20 protein-coding genes are annotated in these 23,626 nt (G+C 48.0%); 4 read left to right on the forward strand and 16 right to left on the reverse strand.

Features of this window, described 5'->3' with window-relative positions:
- Nucleotides 1-41 precede the first annotated feature (41 nt).
- The 8 genes from sucD to sdhC form a co-directional block, all read right to left on the reverse strand.
- The gene (gene sucD, locus DFP83_RS04100) at nt 42-914 is read right to left on the reverse strand and encodes a succinate--CoA ligase subunit alpha (RefSeq protein WP_006955516.1); all 873 of its coding nucleotides are present in this window, start codon (nt 912-914) and stop codon (nt 42-44) included.
- Nucleotides 914-2,080: an ADP-forming succinate--CoA ligase subunit beta gene (gene sucC / locus DFP83_RS04105; RefSeq protein ID WP_110573437.1), complete on the reverse strand. Its 1,167-nt coding sequence runs from the start codon at nt 2,078-2,080 to the stop codon at nt 914-916. The genes sucD and sucC overlap by 1 nt, the downstream gene beginning before the upstream one ends.
- 138 nt (nt 2,081-2,218) lie before the next feature.
- On the reverse strand, nt 2,219-3,763 hold the full coding sequence (gene odhB / locus DFP83_RS04110) for a 2-oxoglutarate dehydrogenase complex dihydrolipoyllysine-residue succinyltransferase (protein WP_110573439.1): 1,545 nt from the start codon (nt 3,761-3,763) through the stop codon (nt 2,219-2,221).
- A 13-nt stretch (nt 3,764-3,776) separates the two neighbouring features.
- Nucleotides 3,777-6,581, reverse strand: coding sequence for a 2-oxoglutarate dehydrogenase E1 component (sucA, locus tag DFP83_RS04115; protein WP_110573441.1), 2,805 nt, complete (start codon nt 6,579-6,581; stop codon nt 3,777-3,779).
- 108 nt (nt 6,582-6,689) lie between these two features.
- A complete protein-coding gene (locus DFP83_RS04120) occupies nt 6,690-7,403 on the reverse strand; it encodes a succinate dehydrogenase iron-sulfur subunit (protein WP_110573443.1) in 714 nt (237 codons plus the stop codon).
- A gap of 15 nt (nt 7,404-7,418) precedes the next feature.
- Nucleotides 7,419-9,185, reverse strand: a complete 1,767-nt coding sequence (sdhA, locus tag DFP83_RS04125) for a succinate dehydrogenase flavoprotein subunit (RefSeq protein ID WP_110573445.1) — start codon at nt 9,183-9,185, stop codon at nt 7,419-7,421.
- Nucleotides 9,186-9,533, reverse strand: a complete 348-nt coding sequence (gene sdhD, locus DFP83_RS04130) for a succinate dehydrogenase, hydrophobic membrane anchor protein (protein WP_006955522.1) — start codon at nt 9,531-9,533, stop codon at nt 9,186-9,188.
- Nucleotides 9,527-9,901, reverse strand: coding sequence for a succinate dehydrogenase, cytochrome b556 subunit (sdhC, locus tag DFP83_RS04135; protein WP_110573447.1), 375 nt, complete (start codon nt 9,899-9,901; stop codon nt 9,527-9,529). Before sdhC ends, sdhD begins: the two co-directional genes overlap by 7 nt.
- A 315-nt stretch (nt 9,902-10,216) precedes the next feature.
- On the opposite strand from sdhC, the gene gltA reads away from it, so the two are divergent.
- Both gltA and DFP83_RS04145 read left to right on the forward strand, forming a co-directional pair.
- Nucleotides 10,217-11,497, forward strand: coding sequence for a citrate synthase (gltA, locus tag DFP83_RS04140; RefSeq protein ID WP_110573449.1), 1,281 nt, complete (start codon nt 10,217-10,219; stop codon nt 11,495-11,497).
- 257 nt (nt 11,498-11,754) lie between these two features.
- Nucleotides 11,755-13,101, forward strand: a complete 1,347-nt coding sequence (locus DFP83_RS04145; protein ID WP_110573451.1) for a KamA family radical SAM protein — start codon at nt 11,755-11,757, stop codon at nt 13,099-13,101.
- 18 nt (nt 13,102-13,119) lie between these two features.
- Here DFP83_RS04145 and kdsB read toward each other — a convergent pair whose 3' ends face one another.
- From kdsB to DFP83_RS04170, 5 genes are read right to left on the reverse strand one after another with little or no spacing between them, the layout of a single operon-like run.
- The gene (gene kdsB, locus DFP83_RS04150; protein ID WP_110573453.1) at nt 13,120-13,878 is read right to left on the reverse strand and encodes a 3-deoxy-manno-octulosonate cytidylyltransferase; all 759 of its coding nucleotides are present in this window, start codon (nt 13,876-13,878) and stop codon (nt 13,120-13,122) included.
- Nucleotides 13,875-14,072 carry a Trm112 family protein gene (locus DFP83_RS04155; protein ID WP_110573455.1) on the reverse strand — a complete coding sequence of 66 codons (198 nt, stop codon included), beginning with the start codon at nt 14,070-14,072 and terminating at the stop codon, nt 13,875-13,877. Before DFP83_RS04155 ends, kdsB begins: the two co-directional genes overlap by 4 nt.
- A gap of 9 nt (nt 14,073-14,081) precedes the next feature.
- Nucleotides 14,082-15,062: a tetraacyldisaccharide 4'-kinase gene (gene lpxK, locus DFP83_RS04160; protein ID WP_110573457.1), complete on the reverse strand. Its 981-nt coding sequence runs from the start codon at nt 15,060-15,062 to the stop codon at nt 14,082-14,084.
- Between the two features lies 1 nt (nt 15,063).
- A complete protein-coding gene (gene msbA / locus DFP83_RS04165; protein WP_110573459.1) occupies nt 15,064-16,812 on the reverse strand; it encodes a lipid A export permease/ATP-binding protein MsbA in 1,749 nt (582 codons plus the stop codon).
- A gap of 48 nt (nt 16,813-16,860) precedes the next feature.
- On the reverse strand, nt 16,861-19,173 hold the full coding sequence (locus tag DFP83_RS04170; RefSeq protein WP_157981521.1) for a DNA internalization-related competence protein ComEC/Rec2: 2,313 nt from the start codon (nt 19,171-19,173) through the stop codon (nt 16,861-16,863).
- Nucleotides 19,174-19,221: 48 nt separating this feature from the next.
- On the opposite strand from DFP83_RS04170, the gene DFP83_RS04175 reads away from it, so the two are divergent.
- A complete protein-coding gene (locus tag DFP83_RS04175; protein WP_110573678.1) occupies nt 19,222-19,746 on the forward strand; it encodes a DUF2062 domain-containing protein in 525 nt (174 codons plus the stop codon).
- Here DFP83_RS04175 and DFP83_RS04180 read toward each other — a convergent pair.
- From DFP83_RS04180 to DFP83_RS04190, 3 genes are read right to left on the reverse strand one after another with little or no spacing between them, the layout of a single operon-like run.
- Complete coding sequence (locus tag DFP83_RS04180; RefSeq protein ID WP_110573463.1) at nt 19,743-20,969, reverse strand: lipoprotein-releasing ABC transporter permease subunit; 1,227 nt, start codon at nt 20,967-20,969, stop codon at nt 19,743-19,745. The genes DFP83_RS04175 and DFP83_RS04180 overlap by 4 nt on opposite strands.
- Nucleotides 20,956-21,657 carry a lipoprotein-releasing ABC transporter ATP-binding protein LolD gene (lolD, locus tag DFP83_RS04185; RefSeq protein ID WP_110573464.1) on the reverse strand — a complete coding sequence of 234 codons (702 nt, stop codon included), beginning with the start codon at nt 21,655-21,657 and terminating at the stop codon, nt 20,956-20,958. Before lolD ends, DFP83_RS04180 begins: the two co-directional genes overlap by 14 nt.
- Complete coding sequence (locus tag DFP83_RS04190; protein ID WP_110573680.1) at nt 21,650-22,873, reverse strand: lipoprotein-releasing ABC transporter permease subunit; 1,224 nt, start codon at nt 22,871-22,873, stop codon at nt 21,650-21,652. The genes lolD and DFP83_RS04190 overlap by 8 nt, the downstream gene beginning before the upstream one ends.
- An 85-nt stretch (nt 22,874-22,958) precedes the next feature.
- On the opposite strand from DFP83_RS04190, the gene DFP83_RS04195 reads away from it, so the two are divergent.
- Nucleotides 22,959-23,573 carry a PilZ domain-containing protein gene (locus DFP83_RS04195; protein WP_110573466.1) on the forward strand — a complete coding sequence of 205 codons (615 nt, stop codon included), beginning with the start codon at nt 22,959-22,961 and terminating at the stop codon, nt 23,571-23,573.
- Nucleotides 23,574-23,626 lie beyond the last annotated feature (53 nt).

A 23,626-nucleotide genomic window follows, 5' to 3' on the forward strand; every position in this document is an offset into this window, starting at 1 on the left:
CGGCGCGAGGCCGGGTTTTTCATGAGCTTAAACAAAGTTGATTACCAACCTGTTTTCTCACGTACTGCTTTGCCGATATCAGCCAAGCTACGTACAGTTTTAACGCCTGCCGCTTCAAGTGCAGCAAACTTCTCGTCAGCTGTACCTTTACCGCCTGCAATGATCGCACCTGCGTGACCCATGCGCTTACCTGGAGGCGCTGTAACACCTGCAATGTAAGAAACAACAGGTTTAGTCACGTGGTTCTTGATGTATTCTGCAGCTTCTTCCTCTGCAGTACCACCGATTTCACCGATCATTACGATAGCTTCTGTCTCTGGATCTTTCTCGAACAGTTCTAAGATATCGATGAAGTTTGAGCCTGGGATCGGGTCACCACCGATACCAACACAAGTAGACTGACCGAAACCTTCGTCAGTAGTCTGCTTAACGGCTTCATAAGTCAAAGTACCTGAACGCGATACGATGCCGACTTTACCTTTCTTGTGAATGTGACCTGGCATGATACCGATCTTACATTCATCAGGAGTGATAACGCCTGGGCAGTTTGGACCAATCATACGAACACCTTTGTGCGTCAAGTATTCCTTAACGTACAACATGTCCAATGTTGGGATACCTTCAGTAATACAAACAATCAGCTCGATACCCGCATCAGCAGCTTCGATGATTGAATCTTTACAGAAAGGTGCTGGTACATAAATAACTGATGCAGTTGCGCCAGTCGCTTCTACCGCTTCTTTAACAGTATTGAAGACAGGCAGACCTAAGTGCTCTTGGCCACCTTTTCCTGGTGTTACACCGCCAACCATTTGCGTACCATACGCAATTGCTTGCTCAGAGTGGAACGTACCTTGACCACCAGTGAAACCCTGGCAGATAACTTTGGTGTTTTTATCGATCAAAACGCTCATTATTGACCTCCTGCCGCAGCAACCACTTTATCAGCAGCGTCAGAAAGGCTTTCTGCTGCGATAATGTTTAGGCCACTTTCATTCAATTTCTGCGTACCTAGCTCAGCGTTGTTACCTTCAAGGCGAACAACAACCGGTACTTTAACGCCCACTTCTTCAACTGCACCGATGATACCCTCGGCGATCATGTCACAACGGACGATACCACCAAAGATGTTTACCAATACAGCTTTAACTGAGCTGTCAGACAAGATGATTTTGAATGCTTCAGAAACGCGTTCTTTAGTTGCACCGCCACCAACGTCAAGGAAGTTTGCAGGTTCGCCACCGCTCAATTTAACGATGTCCATAGTACCCATCGCCAAACCAGCACCGTTAACCATACAACCGATGTTGCCGTCGAGTGCAACATAGTTCAGTTCCCACTTAGCCGCTTCTGCTTCACGCGCGTCGTCTTGAGACGGATCGTGCATTTCACGGATTTTTGGCTGACGGTACAATGCGTTGCTATCGATGCCTACTTTAGCATCCAAGCAGTGCAAGTTACCTTCGTCAGTGATAACTAACGGGTTAATTTCAAGCAATGCTAAGTCGTACTGCTCGAACATTTTTGCTAAGCCCAAGAAGATTTTAGTGAACTGCTTCACTTGATCCGCAGAAAGGCCCAATTTGAAACCTAATTCACGACCTTGGAAAGGCTGTGCGCCTACCGTCGGATCGATTTCAACTTTCAAGATTTTCTCAGGTGTCTCTTCAGCGACTTTTTCGATCTCAACGCCGCCTTCCGTTGATGCCATGAACACGACTTTGCGTGAACCACGGTCTACAACTGCACCTAAGTAAAGCTCGTCTGCAATGTCAGTGCAGCTTTCAACTAAAATCTTAGCAACCGGCTGACCATTTTCGTCGGTTTGGAAAGTTACTAAGTTTTTACCTAACCACTGCTCAGCAAAAGCGCGAACTTCGTCAGTGCTCTTAACCAACTTCACACCGCCCGCTTTACCGCGGCCACCAGCGTGAACCTGACATTTGACAACCCAAGTGTCTCCACCAATACGCTTTGCCGCTTCAACTGCTTCATCCGCAGTGTCGCACGCAAAACCTTCAGATACTGGCAAACCAAACTCTTTAAAGAGTTGCTTACCCTGATACTCATGCAAATTCATGATGCTCTTCCGATTCGTTGAAACAACAAAAGCAGCGAAATGCTGCCTACCCGAATACCGCGCCGAATTCTAACGCGTACGGCGCAAAAATAACAGCCGTAAGCTGGAATCCAACTTACGGCTGAGTGCTCAGCGTCTTTAGATATCCAGGATAAGACGTTGAGGATCTTCTAACAGCTCTTTAACCGTGACTAAGAAGCCAACCGATTGTTTGCCGTCAATAATACGGTGGTCATAAGATAAAGCCAGATACATCATCGGCAGAATCTCAATCTTACCATCCACTACCATGGGGCGTTCCTGGATCTTGTGCATACCCAAGATAGCGCTTTGAGGTGGATTCAAAATTGGTGTCGAAAGCAATGAACCGAATACACCACCGTTAGTGATAGTGAAGTTACCGCCCTGCATTTCTTCCAATGTTAATTTACCGTCACGTCCTTTGATCGCGAGGTCACGGATGCCGTTTTCCATGTCTGCGATAGACATTTTATCCGTATCACGCAATACCGGCGTTACCAAACCACGTGGTGTTGAAACCGCGATGCTGACATCAAAGTAGTTGTGATACACGATATCATCGCCGTCGATCGACGCATTCACGTCTGGGAAGCGCTTAAGTGCTTCTGTGACAGCTTTTACATAAAAGCCCATGAAGCCTAAACGCGTACCATGTGTTTCTTCAAACACATCTTTGTACTTCTTACGCAAGTCCATGATCGGCTTCATGTTGATCTCGTTAAACGTCGTCAACATGGCTGTGTCGTTTTTAGCCTGTAACAGACGCTCTGCGATACGTTTGCGAAGACGTGTCATAGGAACACGTTTTTGATCGCGATCGCCCGCTGCTTGCGGCTGTTGTGATGCGCTTTGGCTACTTGAACTTGATTTAGACTGTTGACCTTTAACGTGTTTCTCAACGTCTTCTTTGGTCACGCGACCGCCTTTACCTGTGCCTTTTACATCACTCGGCTTCAAACCATGCTCGCCTAATAGACGACGCACAGCTGGACCTGCAACTTCGCTATCGCCTTCGTCTTTCTGCTCCGCTGAATTATCTTCAGACTTGGCCGCTGACTTATCAGCAGAACCCGATGCAGCAGCGCCCGCTTCGACGATACCAATCACGTCGTCAGCACCCACTGTCGCGCCTTCGTCTTGAGTAATTTCAGCCAATACACCGTCTGCTGGTGCAACAACTTCAAGCACAACTTTGTCTGTTTCAATGTCAACTAAGTTTTGGTCACGTTTAACTGCATCACCCGCTTTAACATGCCAAGTTGCAATGGTTGCATCAGATACAGATTCTGGTAATTGAGGAACTTTAACTTCCATTTTCTCGCCAGAACCCGATTGCTCAGAAGCACTGTCTTCTTTTGATGCTTTCTCTTCTTTCTTGTCCTCTGCCGCAGAATCTTGGCTAGCATCGCTGCTGTCGTCGCCAGCACCTTCTTCGATCTTGCCAATAACTTCTTCAGCCGTCACTGTGGTGCCTTCGTCCGCAATGATTTCGCCAATAACGCCATCTGCCTCAGCGACAACTTCTAGCACTACCTTATCGGTTTCGATGTCAACCAGATTCTGGTCACGCGACACTTTGTCACCTGGTTTTACGTGCCAAGTTGCGATGGTGGCATCGGCAACAGATTCGGGTAATTGAGGAACTTTAATATCAATCGCCATGGTTCATCTTCACCTATTTAATGGTTAGCGCTTCGTCAACGAGTTTTTGTTGCTGTTTATTATGCTCAGATAAATAACCTACCGCCGGAGCAGCAGATGCGGCACGGCCTCTGTAGGTTAGCTGAGCACCTGATGGAATAGCCGCCCAGAAGTTATGTTGGCTACTGTACCAAGCACCTTGGTTCTGGGGCTCTTCCTGACACCAAACAAAATCTTTGACGTGCTGATAATCTTTCATGATGTCTGCCACTTCGTCCGCAGGGAACGGGTAAAGCTGTTCGATACGGATAATAGCAACATCGTCTTGTTCGCGTTTACGGCGTTCTTGTAATAGATCATAGTAAACTTTACCTGAACACAAGACTACGCGTTTTACTTTCTTCGGATCCAAGTCATCGATTTCTGCGATAGCATTTTGGAAACCGGTATTCTCTAAGTCACTCATTTCAGAAATCGCTAATGGGTGACGGAGCAATGATTTAGGTGTCATCACCACCAGCGGACGGCGAACCGGACGCAGTTGTTGACGACGAATCATGTGGAAGACTTGCGCTGGTGTTGTCGGTACACAGACTGACCAGTTATGGTCCGCTGACAACTGCAAGAAGCGTTCTAGACGCGCCGATGAGTGCTCAGGCCCTTGACCTTCATAGCCGTGAGGCAGAAGTAAGGTCAATCCACACAAACGGCCCCATTTCTGCTCACCAGAACTTAAGAACTGGTCAACAACAACTTGTGCACCGTTCGCAAAATCACCAAACTGGGCTTCCCACATGACTAACGACTTAGGTTCAGCGGTCGCATAACCATATTCGAAAGCAACAACCGCGGCTTCAGAAAGCACTGAGTCGTAAATCTCAACGACACCTTGGTCGTCTTTAAGGTTGTTAAGCGGCATGTAGACCGAAGCATCTTTTTGATTGTGCAGCACTGCGTGGCGGTGGAAGAATGTACCACGACCCGAGTCCTGACCTGTCAAACGAATATGAATGCCTTTGTCTAACAAGGTTGCATAAGCGAGTGTCTCGGCGAAGCCCCAGTCCATCGGCTTTTCGCCTTTCGCCATTTTCATGCGCTCTTGGTAAACCTTGCCAACGCGCGAATTTAGCTTATGCGCTTCTGGATACTGAGCGATTTTCTCACCCAGCGTCTGTAAGGTTTCTTTAGAGACTTTGTAGTCGTAGTCGACATCCCAGTCGTTGCCAACATATGGGCTCCAATCGACTGAGTGTTTACGCATTGGACGGTGTTCATCAACAACGACTTCACCTTTATCCAACGCATCGCGGTAATCTTGAACCCACTGCTTAGCATCGTCTTCGCTCACCACGTTGGCTTTAGCCAAACGTTCAGCATAGATTTCGCGTGGTACCGGATGCTTTTTAACCTTGGCATACATCAGTGGCTGTGTCGCACTAGGTTCGTCAGCTTCGTTGTGACCATGACGGCGGTAACACACCAAATCAATTACAACGTCACGTTTAAAGGTGTTACGGAAGTCTAACGCCAACTGAGTAACGAAAACGACGGCTTCAGGGTCATCTGCGTTAACATGGAAAATAGGTGCCTGCACCATTTTCGCAATGTCGGTACAGTACTGAGTTGAACGTGCGTCTTCTTGCTTAGACGTGGTAAAGCCGACCTGGTTATTCACTACGATACGTACAGAGCCGCCGACCTGATAAGCACGCGTCTTAGACATATTGAATGTCTCTTGTACGATACCTTGACCAGCAATTGCTGCATCACCATGAATGGTAATCGGCAGCACTTTATCGCCTTTAGGATCCTTGAGACGATCCATGCGCGCGCGTACTGACCCCATAACCACTGGGTTAACGATTTCTAAGTGAGACGGGTTAAATGCCAATGCTAAGTGGACATCACCGCCTGGCGTAGCAAAGTCTGACGAGAAGCCCATGTGATACTTAACATCACCCGAGCCCTTATTCGCCGCATGCTTACCAGCAAATTCATCAAACAAATCTTGTGGTTTCTTACCAAGCACGTTGACCAAGACATTGAGACGACCACGGTGGGCCATACCAATAACAACTTCTTGAGTGCCCTGCTCGCCTGAGCGGCGAATCAATGACTTCAACAGCGGTACTAAGCTATCACCACCTTCAAGTGAGAAACGCTTTGCGCCTGGGAACTTAGAACCTAGGTATTTTTCTAGGCCGTCGGCAGCTGTCAGCTCACGTAAGATGCCGGTTTGCTGCTCTTTGTCAAAGCTTGGCTTACCACGAACACCCTCTAAGCGTTGCTGAATCCAACGTTTTTCTTCTGTCGACACGATGTGCATATATTCTGCACCAATCGGGCCACAATAAATATCGTCTAACGCCTTATGGATATCCTTGAGCTTCATGGTTTCGCTGCCCACGGCAAGCGAACCTACGTTAAACTCGCGGTCTAAGTCGTCTTTAGTTAAATCATGAAAAGCAAGTGAAAGGTCGGGCACCTCGTCTTGTTTCCACAAGCCGAGAGGATCGAGGTTAGCGTGTTGATGACCACGAAAACGGTAAGCATTAATGAGCTGTAAAACGCGTACTTGTTTCTGATCCGCTACTGACGACTGACCGCCAGCTTGCTTAAGTTTATTTTTAGCGAGCGTACGAAACTGTTCACGTACGTCACTTAATTTAGCATCTACTGCTTGCTCGTTTGCAGGCAATGAGTCGAACATCTGTCGCCACTCATCACTCACCGCAGTAGGATCATCGAGGTAAGCTTCGAACATTTGTTCGATATAAGCGATATTGCCCCCGGCTAGATGCGATGATTCTAGCCATTCACGCATTACACCCTCTTGCATTGCGTATCCTTCACACTCAATTTGTTCAAACTATAAGAAATAGCCATCCGTAAGCCGGATGGCCATTATCAGCATCAATTATAACGATTTTTTACTGAAGCGCTGCAATTAAACTGCACGGCTCAGCAACATCGATTTAATATGACCGATTGCCTTGGTCGGGTTCAACCCTTTCGGACAAACGTTCACACAGTTCATGATGCCGTGGCAACGGAATACGCTGAACGCATCGTCAAGATCATCAAGACGTTGTTCAGTCGCCGTGTCACGACTATCGATCAAGAAACGGTATGCGTGTAGCAAACCCGCAGGACCGATAAACTTATCTGGGTTCCACCAGAAAGAAGGACATGAAGTTGAGCAACAAGCACACAGAATGCACTCGTATAAACCATCTAACTTCGCACGCTCTTCTGGAGACTGAAGACGTTCACGCGCCGGTGGCGTTTTCTCATCATTGATGAGGTACGGCTTAATCTTCTCGTATTGCTTGTAGAACTGACTCATATCTACAATCAAGTCACGAACAACCGGTAAGCCTGGTAACGGACGAATCACGATCTTGCCACCCTTCAATGATGACATTGGCGTGATGCAAGCCAAGCCGTTTTTACCGTTCATATTTAAACCGTCAGAGCCACATACGCCCTCACGACATGAGCGCCGGAACGCTAACGACGGATCTTTCTCTTTCAATTTAATCAAAAGATCCAGCACCATCAAATCCTGATTATCTTCGATTTCCAAAGAATAATCTTTCATGTAAGGCGCGTCATCAACATCCGGGTTGTAACGATAAATCGAAATATTAACTGTTTTCATCGTTTTAACCCCTTATTAATAAGTACGTGCTTTCGGAGGGAAAGCTTCACGTAACTTAGGTGCCATATTCACTTCACGCTTGACCATCTGCTCGTCCGCTGGACGGTAAACGCTGTGTACCAACCAGTTATCATCATCACGATCAGGATAGTCAGCACGGCTGTGCGCACCGCGACTCTCCGTACGGAAGTTCGCTGCGACAGCAGTGGAATACGCTGTTTCCATCAAGTTATCGAGCTCTAAACATTCAACGCGCTGGGTGTTGAATTCTTTAGAGGTATCGTCCAAGCGCGCATTTTTCAGACGCTCGCGAATCTCGGCTAACTCTTTCAAACCATCAGCCATTGCTTGGCCTTCACGGAATACCGAGAAGTTCATTTGCATGCACTGCTGTAGGTCTTTCTTAATTTGCGCTGGGTCTTCACCTTTCTGCGTGTTTTCCCAACGGTTGAAGCGGCTTAGTGCTGCATCAACGTCGTCTTTTGACGCTTCGCGTGCCTCAGCATTCGCTGCCAAGTGTTCACCTAAGTGCATACCTGTTGCACGACCGAATACGACCAAGTCAAGCAATGAGTTACCACCTAAGCGGTTCGCACCGTGTACAGACACACAGGCGATCTCACCACAAGCAAACAGACCTTGTACTGGTTTTGATTGGCCTTCGCTATCAATGTCCAATACTTGACCGTTCACGTCAGTAGGAATACCACCCATCATGTAGTGACAGGTTGGAATCACTGGAATAGGTTCTTTCACTGGGTCTACGTGAGCAAACGTACGTGACAAGTCACATACACCTGGTAGACGGCTTTCAAGCGTCTCTTTACCCAAGTGATCGAGCTTCAATTTCAAGTGCGTGCCCCAAGGACCATCACAACCGCGACCTTCACGGATCTCAGTCATCATTGAACGGGCAACAACGTCACGCGAAGCCAAGTCTTTAGCATTCGGCGCATAACGCTCCATAAAGCGCTCGCCATCTTTATTCAGCAAGTAACCACCTTCACCACGGCAACCTTCGGTTACCAAACAGCCCGCGCCTGCGATGCCAGTTGGGTGGAACTGCCACATTTCCATATCTTGTACAGGCACACCTGCACGTAAAGCCATGCCAACACCGTCGCCCGTGTTGATGTGTGCGTTAGTAGTCGATGCATAAATACGACCCGCACCACCGGTTGCTAACACAACCGCTTTGGCTTTAACGTAGTACACTTCACCGGTTTCGATATTCATCGTTGTGACACCGCATACGGCGCCATCTTGGTTTTTAACGATGTCGAGTGCATACCACTCAGAAAACACGGTGGTTTTGTTTTTCACGTTTTGCTGATAGAGCAAGTGCAACAAAGCGTGACCTGTACGGTCAGCTGCAGCCGCAGTACGAGCCGCTTGCTCACCGCCAAATTCTTTTGATTGGCCACCAAAAGGACGCTGATACACTTTTCCGTTCTCAAAACGAGAGAACGGCAAGCCCATGTTTTCAAGCTCTAAAATAGCTTCTGGACCACTTTTACACATGTATTCGATTGCGTCTTGGTCGCCGATATAGTCTGACCCTTTAACCGTGTCAAACATATGCCATTGCCAATCATCTTCGTGCGCGTTACCTAACGCAACGGTGATACCACCCTGCGCAGAAACGGTGTGAGAGCGCGTTGGAAACACTTTGGACATCAACGCACAGCTCATACCTTCTTGGGAGATTTGCAACGCAGCACGCATGCCAGCGCCGCCAGCGCCGATGACAACAGCATCAAATTCTAAAGTTTTAACGTTCACTTAAACACCCCACAGTACAAACAAGCCAGTGAGCCAAACGATGATGAGCCCAACGCTGAATACGAACTGAATAAAAGCACGTACACCCGAGGCTTTAACATAGTCCGTAAGTACTTGCCAGATACCAATCCAGCCGTGTACCAAAACGCCGGTAAGCGCTAACAACGTGAACACTTTCATCCACAAATTCGAAAATAAGCCTGTCCAGTTGGCGTAGGTTACGTCCGCTGTGGACGCAAAGAAGCCAACCATAAACAAGACATAGAGCAACATAACGACTGCTGAAGCACGCAACAAAATGAAGTCATGCGGGCCGCTACGTCCAAAGGTTCCAGCTTCTCTTACCATAACCACACCCCTACTAAAACTGACACGATAATCGAAATCACGATGGATGCCGTGGCGCTGGTGCGGCCTGAATCAAGCTCTTCCCAGAAGCCCATGTCCATGATTAAGTGACGAATACCAATGATTAAGTGGAATCCTAACGCTGTCAAAATACCCCAGCCAATGAACTTCGCGATAAAGCTAGTCATTATGCTTTCTACTTGAGCAAAACCCTCAGGACCACTGAGAGACGTTGCGAACGCCCAAATCAAGAAGGCCAGTGACACAAGCATAACGACACCGGAAATCCGATGCAGGATAGATGCTTTGGCAGCGGCAGGAAACTGAATGGTAGATAAGTCTAAGTTTACAGGTCTTTCTTTTTTCACGATAGATTGCCTTTCAATAAAGCACCAAGAAATGTAAAGAATGCCCGGAGCACTGTTTATTAATGCCACCTCGACGTATGTGAGTATATCGACCATGGCATTGAATTACAATGTCCAATGCCTATAACGCAAACCAAAACAATTTGGATTAAGACTAAAGTTGTATCTCGCATAAAAATGTAATCCTGTATTCACTTTATGCACGTATAATGATCGGGTATTCGTTGCCATGTCCTTTACAAAAATTGACATTTGGCACGTATTTCGAGTTAAATTAGCGCACTTTTTAAAAAGTAGATGCAAGGAGAAGTCCTTATGGCTGATCGTAAAGCCACTTTACAGATCGATGGACAGTCAATTGAGTTACCCGTTTTATCCCCTTCTGCTGGTAAGGATGTCATCGACGTTCGCAGCTTAGGCAAACACGGATATTTCACGTTTGACCCAGGATTTTTAGCAACGGGCTCATGTGAGTCTAAAATCACGTACATTGACGGTGAAAACGGTGTGTTATTGCACCGCGGTTACCCAATTGGCGACCTCGCCACACAAGCGGATTATCTAGAAGTCTGCTACATGTTGCTTCATGGTGAAGCACCTGACGAAAAGCAATACCAAGATTTCCGTAAAACCATCACTAAGCACACGATGGTTCATCAGGGCTTACACAATTTCTTTAACGGTTTCCGTCGCGACGCGCATCCAATGGCGATGCTGTGTGCCGTCACTGGTGCCCTTTCGTCGTTTTATCACGATGATTTGGATATTCACGACGCAGACCAACGTCTACGCAGTGCATACCGTTTGATCGCTAAGATTCCAACGATTGCGGCAATGGCGTACAAGTTCAGTATCGGTCAACCATTCGTTTATCCACGTAACGATTTAGGCTATGCCGAAAACTTCCTGAACATGATGTTCTCTGTACCAGCGGAAGATTACGAAATCAGTCCAGCAGTTGCGAAAGCAATGGACCGTATCTTTATTCTTCACGCCGACCACGAGCAGAACGCTTCAACCTCTACCGTGCGTTTAGCGGGCTCTTCAGGTGCCAACCCATATGCATGTATTGCATCAGGTGTCGCATCACTATGGGGTCCTGCACACGGCGGTGCAAACGAAGCATGTTTGCGTATGTTGGCCGAGATCGGCTCAGTCGAAAACATTCCTAAATACATCGAGAAAGCAAAAGATAAGAACGATCCGTTCCGTCTGATGGGCTTTGGTCACCGTGTTTACAAAAACATGGACCCACGTGCAACCGTAATGCGTGAATCGTGCCACGAAGTATTAAAAGAGTTGAACCGCGACGACCCGTTATTAGACGTAGCTATGGAGCTTGAGCGTATCGCCCTTGAGGACGAATACTTCGTTGAGAAGAAATTGTTCCCTAACGTCGATTTCTACTCAGGTATCGTGCTTAAAGCGATCGGTATTCCAACCAACATGTTCACCGTGATTTTCGCACTATCACGTACGGTTGGCTGGGTATCACACTGGCACGAAATGATGAGCGAAGAGAGCCAAAAAATTGGTCGTCCTCGTCAGTTGTATACCGGTCATACGCAACGCGACTTCTCACCTATCAAGAAGTAACGATTGCTGCCATAACGGCACTGATCATTGCTACGAAAGCGCCTCTAGGGGCGCTTTTTTTATGCGTTTTTTCTGCTCCCCAGACCGCTGAACCTGCCTAGGCTAATCACTCTGATCGATTGCTCTCATCGATATTATTAAGAGTACATACGATTAAATCCCACGGTTTACGTGCAACTAAAGGCTAATTTCATTATAATACAGCGCAATTTTGTCTATCGCGCCCCACGTGGCATTCACAACATACAGAGAGGCTTATGCAGCAAGTAGTTAACGTACAACAACCCGTAATTACTCCGCGTCGCTTCAAGGTCTACCAACATCGTCAGTTGGATAAAATCGAAGCACTTAAACGAGTACCCGATGATATTCGATTTGAAATGAAAGTGGTCGCGAACGTATTACCGTTCCGGGTAAACGAGTATGTTTTTAATGAACTCATCGACTGGGAAAACGTGCCTAACGACCCGCTGTTTCAGCTTACGTTTCCGCAAAAAGATATGCTCGATCCGAGCGCTTTTCAGCGTATGGCTGACCTTATGTCGGGCAAACATACCACCAACGAGGTTTTTGACCTCGCTACGCAATTGCGCCAAGAAATGAATCCCCACCCAGCGGGTCAAATGCAGATGAATGTGCCCCATGTTGATGGCGAACCTTTGCCTGGCATGCAGCACAAATATCGTGAGACTGTGTTGTTCTTTCCTGCGCAAGGTCAATACTGCCACAGCTATTGCACGTTTTGCTTCCGGTGGGCGCAATTTGTCGGTAAAGCAACACGCTTTAACTCCAACGATGCGGATCAACTGCACCGTTACCTCGCCCAGCATAAAGAGGTAACTGACTTACTGGTAACCGGCGGTGACCCGATGGTCATGCGTACCCGTAAACTGCAGCATTACCTAGAGGGCCTACTAAAGCCCGAGTTTGACCATATCAAAACCATTCGTATCGGTACTAAAGCGCTGACCTTTTGGCCTTACCGCTTTATTACCGACCCCGATGCTGATGAATTGATGCGTTTACTCGAGAAGCTTGTTCGGGGTGGTAAGCACGTCTCTATTATGGCGCATTTGAATCACCATAACGAGTTACGCACAGAAGTATGCGAAGAAGCCATCCGACGTTTACGCGCTACTGGTGCTCAAATCCGTTGTCAGGCGCCATTGCTGCGACACATCAATGATGATCCTAAAGTTTGGGCGGATATGTGGGAGCGCGAAGTACAGCTCGGTATCATCCCATACTACATGTTCGTTGAACGTGATACCGGTGCTAAACGTTACTTCGAAGTACCCCTTGAACGCACATGGGAAGTATTCCAGCAAGCCTATCAGCAAGTATCGGGAATTGCCCGCACAGTTCGCGGCCCTTCTATGAGTGCGGGTCCGGGTAAAGTAGAGGTACAGGGTGTGACTGAGGTGGCGGGCGAGAAAGTATTCGCGTTACGCTTCATTCAGGGGCGTAATCCGGATTGGGTACAACGTCCGTTTTTCGCAAAATATGATCCAAACGCGACTTGGTTACATCAGTTGAAACCCGCCTTTGGTGAGGAAAAGTTCTTTTTCGAAGACGAGTATGCGCAGATGGCAGCGATGGATTAACCATCGCTGCTCAATGACTTACTGTATACGCTGGCGGGCTTGCTCTAAGTCCTCTGGCGTATCAATACCTGCCGCAGGCGGCATAATGGCTTCGGCGACATGAATTTTCTCACCGTGCCAAAGCACACGCAATTGCTCTAACGACTCAATACGCTCAAGTGGGCTCTCACTCCAAGCAACATAGCGCTTAATAAAGTCTGCGCGATACGCGTAGATACCAACATGACGCATGTATCCACGTACCTCTTCAGGTTGCTCATCCTTCAGTTGTTTAAACTGTTCACGGTTGTAAGGGATTGGCGCGCGACTAAAATAGATCGCATAACCTGCCGAGTCACACACCACTTTTACAGCATTAGGGTTAAACACCTCATCTGAGCTTGTCATTGGCACCGCAAGTGTAGCCATTGGCGCAACCCGTTGGTTAGCTAAGTTATCAGCGACTTGGCGGATGATTTCAGGCGGGATAAAAGGCTCATCACCCTGTACATTGACCACAACTTGGTCTTCCGAAAGCGCCAGCTGCTCGACCACTTCTGCCAGTCGTTCAGTTCCCGATTGATGGTCACTCGCAGTCAACATGCTACGACCGCCAAAGCCTTCAACAACATCAGCAATACGTTGATCATCTGTCGCGACGATAACTTCTGCCGCACCGCTCTGTATAGCGCGCTCATAAACGTGTTGAATCATCGGCTTACCGCCAATATCGGCTAACGGCTTACCTGGCAAACGACTCGACGGATAACGCGCAGGAATGATAACGGTAAAACTCATAAGGGTACCTGGTCCATTTCTTCAGAATTTAATGATTTAGCCTTTTCGCTCATTAAAACGGGAATGCCCTCTTCTAGCTCATAAGCTAATTGCTCACCACGGCATACAAGCCATTGTTTTGCTTCATGCCATACGAGTTTGCCCTTGCAACTGGGGCAGGCAATAATGTTCAGTAAACCTGTATCAAAACTCACAGTTAAACCTCATTTATGGATATGCCGAATTGCTTCAAGCAGGTCGGCGGTAAATTTCTCAGGAAAGTGTGCAGATATCGGTTGATAATACCAAGTACTCGCAGCAATGCCACGGCACTTGGCGGCATCTTTCTGTGTCATTAACAGTGTTTTATTTTGATAAGTCTGCAAATCGTTGTCAGAGAATCGATAATGGTCTGGAAACGCCTGAGTACTCTCAAGCTTAATGTGTTGCTGCCGCAAGCTGGTAAAAAAGCGTTCAGGGTTGCCGATACCGGCAATCGCGTGAATATCAGAGTGCGTGGGCAGTTCGCATGGCTCATCGTCGACGACACGACGCCAACCTTGTGCTTTCACTTCTCCGACATAATGCGCAAACGGATGCTGTGCGTAAAGCGACACCACCCAGCGTGTACCTCGCAGGCGCCAAGGCCCCTCACGTAAAGGCCCCGTGGGTAACAGCCAACCGTTACCTAAGCCGCGCTCAGCATCGACTAAAATCACCTCAATATCGCGCCCCAACGCGTAGTGCTGCATACCATCATCGCTGATGACGAAATCGACCTCCGGGTGCTCAGTTATCAGATGCTGCACCGCCTCGGCTCGGTTTGGATTAATCACCACAGGCACCTGCGCGATTTGCCGTAACATTAACGGCTCATCACCCGCTGTTTCTGGGTTGTCGTCACTGCGCACAGTATGTGAACCTTGTACTTTGGCGCCATAACCTCGGCTAACCACACCGGGTATATAGCCTTCTGCCTTGAGTATCTCAATCAGTGCGAGCACGGTTGGCGTTTTACCCGTTCCGCCAACACTGATATTACCCACCACTAGGACAGGCACAGGCGCTTTGTATATTTTTAAAATACCGAACCGATACAGCGAGCGCCGTAAATTAGTCAGCAACCAAAACACCAATGACAACGGGGTCAGCACATACAGCAGCGGGTGAAGATGTTTACGATACCACTGCCTCTCTAACCACATACTAATTGACCCCGCTAAACTGCATATTATGCAATTGATAGTAAGGACCTTCATTATCCAGTAATGACTGGTGATCACCGCGCTCAACAATATGCCCGTTATCCATTACTAGGATCTCATCGGCATTCTCAATGGTCGACAAGCGGTGTGCAATGACAATCGATGTACGATTCGTTCTCAGTACACCCAGCGCCTTTTGAATATGTCGCTCTGATTCAGTATCGAGCGCCGAAGTCGCTTCATCCAGAATAAGAATCGGCGCGTCTTGCAGTAATGCTCGGGCTATCGCAATGCGTTGACGTTGCCCACCCGATAGCATGACACCATTTTCACCCACCATGGTGTCTAAACCATGGCTCATATTGTCCGTAAATTCGGTCACGTAAGCTTGCTCAGCAGCCTTAATAATATCTTCACGAGAGACATTTTTAGACGTGCCATAGGCGATGTTATTAGCGATAGTGTCGTTAAATAAAGTGACGTGTTGAGAAACCAAGGCAATTTGGCGACGTAAACACTTAAGGCGATAATCTTGAATATTTCGCCCATCGATCGTGACCTCGCCTTCGCTGACATCATAAAAGCGTGTCATCAAATTCGATATTGTCGATTTACCACTCCCTGAGCGCCCCACCAAAGCCAAGGTCTTACCCTCGCCAACCGAGAAGCTAATGTCTTCAAGCGCCGGATCATCATGCTCATTGTAACGGAACGTCACATGATTGAACTGAATATCCCCTTTAACGCGGTCAACAACATGTGTGCCCTTATCAATTTCAATCGGCTCATCAAGGATCTCGAATACACTGGTTGCCGCAGCCAAGCCACGTTGAAAATCACTGTTCACATTGCTGAGTTGTTTTAACGGACGTAACAACATAATCATTGATGTCAGCAAGGTGGTAAATGCACCCGCCGATAGGTTTTGCAACATCTCAGGAAAGCTCGCAATCACCAGCACCATCGCCAAACTCAACGAGGCAATAAATTGAATAACCGAGGTACTAATGGCGCGCGTACTCACCAATTTCATATTTTGGTTGCGAGTAATGTTATTGATTTCACCAAAACGCTTAGACTCGAGCTTTTGGCCCTCATGCATTACCACCACTTTATGACCATTGATCATCTGTTCTGCGGTCGTCGTGACGTTACCCATCGCCGTTTGAATACGTCCACTGACTAAACGGAAGCGTTTTGAAACAAAGGCAACGAATTTAGCAATAACAGGACCAATCACCAAAAACACCAAGCTCAGTTGCCAGCTTTGATAAAACATTAAGCACAGCAGACCCACCACAAAGCCGCCATCGCGAATAAGGACCAATAAAGCACGACTCGACGCTTCTGCCACCTGTTGCGTGTCATAGGTGATTTTTGAGATTAAGTCCCCAGTGGAGTGATTGTCATGAAATGACACGGGTAGCTTCATGAGATGTTCAAAAAGTTGCTGACGCAGTTTCGTTACAACTTTAAAACCCACCCAACTTAAGAAATAAGTCGAGATAAAATTAAATAAACCGCGCACGATGAAGAATACGGGGACAAAAACAGCGCCCCAGAGCAATACGCTCGAATCTTGTTTGGTTAAGCCCTCGTCAATTAGGGTCTCGATTTGCGAAAAGAAGAGTGTATCGACGCCAGCGTAACCTAGCATACCAATAACAGCGACGATAAAAGCAGATCTGTAAGGCTTTATGTATGATATGAGCCGCTTTAACGTACTCGGTTTTTCCTTGTTAGAATCCATGCAATGCCATTAGTTTCTGAAAATCCAGTCTATTTTATCTGCTTTATATCACCGTTGGCTAGTCGAACTGTAGGACTTTGCATTCGTTTTATCGAATAGCGCCGGTGTTTTCAGTCTCCAAGACGCGCCATCTGTCTCTATTGATAGCTGACCAAAATCAGCGGTGGTTGCCCATTCACTGCCGTATTCAAGTGCACGTTGCCGCGTATATTTATCCGGCATACCGTAATGATTGATAGCCCCGACACTGACCAGCGTCACCTCGGGTTGAGTTGCTTGCAGGAGTAACGAGCCCAAAGAAAAAGCACTGCCGTGATGAGGAGCGACCAGTATTTCGACCTCTTTGAGACGCCGTTGCTCTGCTAGAATCCGTTCCTCAGGAAAGCCAATATCCCCCGTCACTAACCAATCTATCTCACCATAGCTAAACTGATAGACGCACGACGCCGCATTACTCGTATGCATACCTGCCTGGTCCGGCCATAGTACACGCCATCGAATCTCGCGCCACACCCCTTGTTGCCCGGCGCGACAGGGTTGGTCGGTTAAGGCGCCAAACCATTCTGCCTTCGGCAACCGCTGCTTGGCTAACCGCCAATCACCGCTATGATCAGCATCTTGGTGGGTCAGTGAGACTCGTTCGACCCGCAACCCACGCTGTGCAATAAAAGGCTCAATCACAGATTCGAACTGACTGCGACCGATATAAAAACGACGTCCCAAATCAACCAACCACGCCGCACGCTCTCTTTCGATCACAATCGCTTGCGCTTGGCCCACATCGAGTACATGCACTATCACATCAGGCGTTCGCCACCCTTTCCAAAGCGCGTAACTCGCCTGCATGGCCAACACCCCAGCCAAAATCCATCGGTAATAACGCATCAACCACATCGGTGTTAAAAGCGCTAGTGCACACAGCCATAGGACAGCCGATATAGCACTGATTGAAGAGGCTGTCAGCCACGTCCAAGCGATCTCAGCAAAGGTGTTTAGCACTGGCTGCAATCCAATTAATGGCAACTCAGCTAACCACCAAAGTTGAGCGGCAAACACATCCGCCCACATCATAGCCGCCACTGCGCCCATCAGCGTCAACGGTAAAACCCACAGTGCTATCACCGGTACAACTAATAAATTACTAATGGGCGCGATCAACGAAACACCATCAAATAGCGCGAGCGACAGCGGTCCCATAAGTGTTAGAAACAGCAGTTGCAGGTAAATCGTCTGCAACACGCGTTGCCACCCGCTAGCGTTTGAGCCAAGCTGCCATGCCCATTGGCATAACAAAATCACAGCAACGGCAACCACCGAGAACCAAAAGCCGATATCGTACCAACTGCCTGGATCTATAAGAATCAGTATAACCGCGGCATACCCAAGGCGCTTCCAATTGCTCGTCGACAACCCAAGCCAACGCTGTCCCCAAAATAACAGTAACATCAGCCAGGCGCGTTGCGACGAAATTGCAAACCCGGCTAACCCGGTATAAAGAAAGGCCACACACAACGCCACAACAGCCACTGTGGGAGTTAACACGAGTCGTTCACGGTTACGTAACAGTATCCCACGTTGAGGAATGCCAGCAATAAAGCGCCGAACTATCAGAAAGACCAACCCAGCAACTAAACCGATGTGTAAACCCGAGATCGCCATCACGTGCTGAAGGCCATTTTTTTGCCATACGTCACGCTGCTCGAACGGAATATCCCCTCGGTAGCCAATTGCTAATGCGAGCAAAATGCCCTTAAAGTCTAAGTCACTGGCTTGCAACGCACGATAGACCCGCCATCTCACTGACGGCGTGGTCTTGACTAACCGCATATTGCGTACCTGTCCTTGTTTAATCAGCTGTTTTGCCCATAGAAAATTCGACGGTCTTGCACCGCCTTGATTCCAATAGGTCGTTGGCGTTTTTAGTTTTATCTCGGCTTGATACTGTTGCCCTGGCGCTAACCCCCGGCGCTGCGCGGCGTCATACCAAAATAACTGCACACGGCAATGGCACTGCGCCACCAACTGCTGATTGCTGTGCCTCAAATGAGTCACGCGCGCCACAAAACGGCTTCGTTCGGCGCTGTGATAGTCGACCTGCTCCACGGTTAAATAAGCAGAGACCCAGACGCGCTCGGGTAAATGGCGATGATGTTCGGCAAAACTTGATACAAAATGGCTACCAATAAGTATCCCTATAAGTACCAAAATAAACTGGATGAGATATTTGCGGGTTTGGCGACAAAGCGGTATACAGAAAAGCGCACAAACGATGATTAAAGCGACTAGCCACTTTTCGATTAAGTGAGTAGAATACAGCGCCATAACTGTTCCGGCGAGCAATGTAAACGAGCTGTATCGCATTCGGTGTTTCCAGTTCAGTCGCACAATTAGATGTAAACGGGAATTGCAATGGCAAGACGCATGATCAAAAAATGGATGCCGAATCATGAAAAAATTCGCCAGACACGCGCGCTAAAAGTATTTGGTTCGTTGTTGCATGATGCCAATTTATGGCATCTCAACCGCCGTTCGGCGTCTGGTGCATTTGCTATCGGTCTCTTCTGTGCGTTTATTCCCGTTCCGTTTCAAATGCTACTTGCGGCCGCCGCCGCGATTCTCTTCCGCGTCAACTTGCCACTCTCGGTTGGTCTGGTCTGGGTTTCTAATCCCATTACGATGCCGCCACTGTTTTATTTTTGCTATGAGGTGGGTCGCGCCGTTCTTTCTGCGCCCGCATACCCGTTTAATTTTGAATTAAGTTGGGACTGGTTGATTTACAGCATCGAGACCATAGGGCCCGCGTTTTTGTTGGGCTGTTTTATTATGGGAACATTAGCAAGTTTGGTGAGCTATATTGCGATTCGAGTGATGTGGCGTATCTCGGTTGTACGCGCATGGGAAGCGCGCCAGCACCGAGATAACCGTAAAAACTAATGGTGCTCGTGTAGTGCTTGTGCTGGCTCGATTTGTGTAGCACGCCATGCCGGATACAGGGTAGCGACTGCACTCATTACAACCGCGACCGAAGACACCAGTACAACGTCAAACCAACGCCATTGCGAAGGCACTTCGCTGACGAAGTAAACGTCATCCGATAACACCTGAAAATGTAATAGGCGTTCGAACAGTAAAATAATATCGGGCAACGCCGACGCGAGCGCGATTCCCAAAATACTGCCCCAAACCGCTCCTTTTAAGCCACTTAATGTACCTTGCCAACAAAATGTTGCGACCACTCTACGATTATCCAGCCCCATGGTTTTAAGCATCGCAATCTGCGGCCGCTTTTTTGTCACCGTCATCACTAACGTCGATACAATATTAAAACAGGCAACCGCCATCACCAGTACGAGCACCAAGTAAATGACTGTACGAACGAGCTCAATATCACGATACAGATGACCTTGCGTGCGCATCCAGTGATCAACATAAACCAACTCGGGTAATTGATTACCAACCGAATTAGCGATTCGCGGCGCCTGAAATACATCGCTGACTTTTAGCTCAATGGCTGAAACACCCTGCTCTATCTCACCTATCAAACGTGCTGTATCCAGGCTGACATAGCCCATTTGATGGTCAAGCTCGCCGCCAAATTCAAATAAGCCAACAACCTTGAGCCCATGACGTTGCGGCGATCGAAACTGTTGACTACTTTGATCAGCAACTAATAATTCAAGCGTATCACCCACTTCAACACCGTAGCTATTTGCGATGCCCTGCCCCAGTACGATGGTATTCGGTGTTTCCAGTGCACTCAGCGCGCCGCTACTAAAAAACTCGGTGACACTCGGGTGTGGACCTGCAGCAGCAATCCCCTCCAGCACAATTCCTTTAAACTGGTCGCCGGAGCGCAGCATCGCCGTCTGTTTGATCACCGGATACGCCTCAATAACACGACTGTCCCTCTTGGCTATATCAACCATGCTTTGCCAGTTATCAAAAGTCCCTTCAACTTTAGTGAACGAAACATGAGGCACTGCTTTGAGCAACTTTTGCTCTAACACATTTTGAAAACCGTTCATCATCGATAAGCTTGCGATCAACACAGCACATCCGAGTACAATACCGACCGTGGAAGACGATGCGATAAAGGCGAACAGGCCTGAGCGGCTGCGGCGCTCTGAAAAGCGCTGAGCTAATTTAAAGGTCAGCATCGGCTTCACCCGCAGCAGCTAACGTGCCGTTGTGCAATCGGTATACAGCACCAATGCGTTTAGCGAGCGCCATATCGTGAGTGACAATAATAAACGCGGTGCCAAACTCCTTGTTCATTTCCAGAATAAGCTCAAATACCGACTCGGCGGTTTTACCATCCAAGTTCCCGGTAGGCTCATCGGCGACCACTAACTTGGGTTTATTAGCAAACGCACGTGCAATCGCCACGCGCTGGCGTTCGCCGCCTGATAGTTGCGCGGGTCGGTGATGCATCCGCTCCGTCAAACCAACACGTTCTAGCAAAGCGCTAGCACGTTGCGTGGCTTCATGCTCAGATGCACCCGCGATCCGCAGCGGCATTGCAACATTTTCGACCGCATCAAACTCGGGCAACAAATGATGGAACTGGTAGACAAAACCAATATTTTGGTTACGTAACTGTGCCTTCTGAGAACCGTTAAGCCGAGTCAACGCAACATCCTCAAATAGCACCTCGCCCGCAGACGGCGTATCAAGACCAGCTAATATGTGCAATAACGTACTTTTACCCGAACCTGAGCTGCCGACAATAGCCATTAGCTGTCCTTTTGTAACGGTCAGGTTAACGTTATTAAGCACTGTCACCTGATTATCACCGTCACGAAAAGTTTTACTTACATCGTGTGCTTGAATTAATTCGTTAGTCATATCGTAACGCCTCAGAGGGTTCTGTTTGGGCTGCTTTGGCCGCAGGGTAGAAAGCGGCAACCAGAGTGAGGACAAGTGCAATAACAGCAATGAAAAACACTTGTGTCCACTCAAACTGCACGGGCAGTCGTTGCCCTAAGCCAGCCACAAAGTGAGTGCCTAGCGCGCCTAAAATCGGGTTGATAAATGTCGCTGTTAATACACCAAGTACCGTACCTATCAATGTCCCTACTACGCCGATGTAGCAACCTTGGATAAGAAAAATCCACCGTACTTGTGCTTGAGTCAGTCCGATAGTTTGTAGAATGGCGATATCGTGTCGCTTATCGTCGATGACCATGGCGAGCGCCGATAGCGTATTAAACGCCGCTACCGCAATAATCAGTGCAAGCATCAGCCACATCATGCGCTTTTCCATCCCCACCGCATCAAATAGCTGGCCGTAGCGTTGACGCCAGTCGGTCACTTCAAACTCACTATTTGAACGGATAAATGATGCTATTTGTGGTGCGTTAAAAGCATCTGTGAGTTGTACCTGCAGATGATTTTGTGCAGCGGTTGGGTTTCGAATAAGACGTGCCACATCATTAATATGAGCCACGGCAAGGTGCTTATCTAAGTCGGATTGCATCGCAAACACACCAACTAAGCGAAATGTGCGTTGTGATGGCAACATTCCCAGCGGGCTATAAACCGCACCTTTTGAAGAAACAATGCGGACACGATCACCGATACCAAGCTGTAACTGATTTGCCAATGTTTGACCGAGGATAATGTTGTATTCACCCTCCCGTAACGACGACCATTGGCCAGCGATTAACGCCTGTTTGAGCGCAGGTGGAATCGCTTGTTTGCCAGGTCGAGACGTATCAAAACCTTGCAGGTTGACCACGGCGAGGTGACCAGGCACTTGAACCAAGGCTTCGGTTGATACATACGGTGATATCGACTGAACCTGCTCCGCGGGGCGCTGAGCCAATAGCTCGGGCAACTGAGTTTGCACCTGCGTCCCTTGCACTTGAATATGAGGCACACCACCTAGAATGCGTTGTTTCAGTTCACCCTCGAACCCGTTCATAACCGACATCACCACAATGAGCGCCATTACACCGACAGCGATTCCGCCTAATGCAAAGCGTTGGATAAAACGAGTAAACGCAGAGTACGCTTTTGTTCTGCTGTATCTCAACGCAATAGATAATGTAATTGACCGCAAACGATGCCCTTGAAATGATGGTTGCTTATTAGAAAAGCTCAAGGATAATGAGTTGTTAGCAGCCTGACAACTTTGCGAGAGAAAAATGCAGCCGAATCAGTCCATTAATCTGCGTCCTATTGGTGAGTATTTTACCGTAGCAGATAACATACCTGCACAGCTTAACCCTGTATCCGCTGACCACGTGCCCTCAGAAGATGCATTACAAGCGGAGATACCCGAGCTGTTTAAACTCTGTTCAGAACTTGCAGGCAGCGACCAATCCGCACTCCAGCGAGTGCGTTCAGAAAACCCCAATTCACCCGCGTTAGTCGATGCACTCGCGCTTATCAACAAGCGCATGGGCATGATGCTAGGCTATGTACTGAGTCAAACCCATGATGACGATTATGCTTTGACTGCACACGAGTTTGGTGGTGGTGGCTTTCGCGTTAAAACCGGTACTGCATTTAATGTAGGTGATAAATTCCAAGCCAACTTAATCTTTCGCGAAGAGTCGTTAGCGGTTTATTGCTATGCCGAATGCACTGAGTGCGAACCCGCCGATGAAAATCGCTTCGAAGCAACATTCCAATTTATCCAGATACGTGAACAAGATCACGAACATGTGATACGCCACAGTTTGCATAGCCAAACGCGTCACCTTAAGGCGCGAGCGGAGCAGCGCAAACAATCAGATAAGCCAGAAAACTCCGAGTGATAACATCCAAATCACGGATGTTTTCAGTATAATGCAGCACAGAATTGCAGTTA

It is taken from the genome of Idiomarina fontislapidosi (assembly GCF_003226255.1).
GTDB classification, from domain to species: Bacteria; Pseudomonadota; Gammaproteobacteria; order Enterobacterales; family Alteromonadaceae; genus Idiomarina; species Idiomarina fontislapidosi.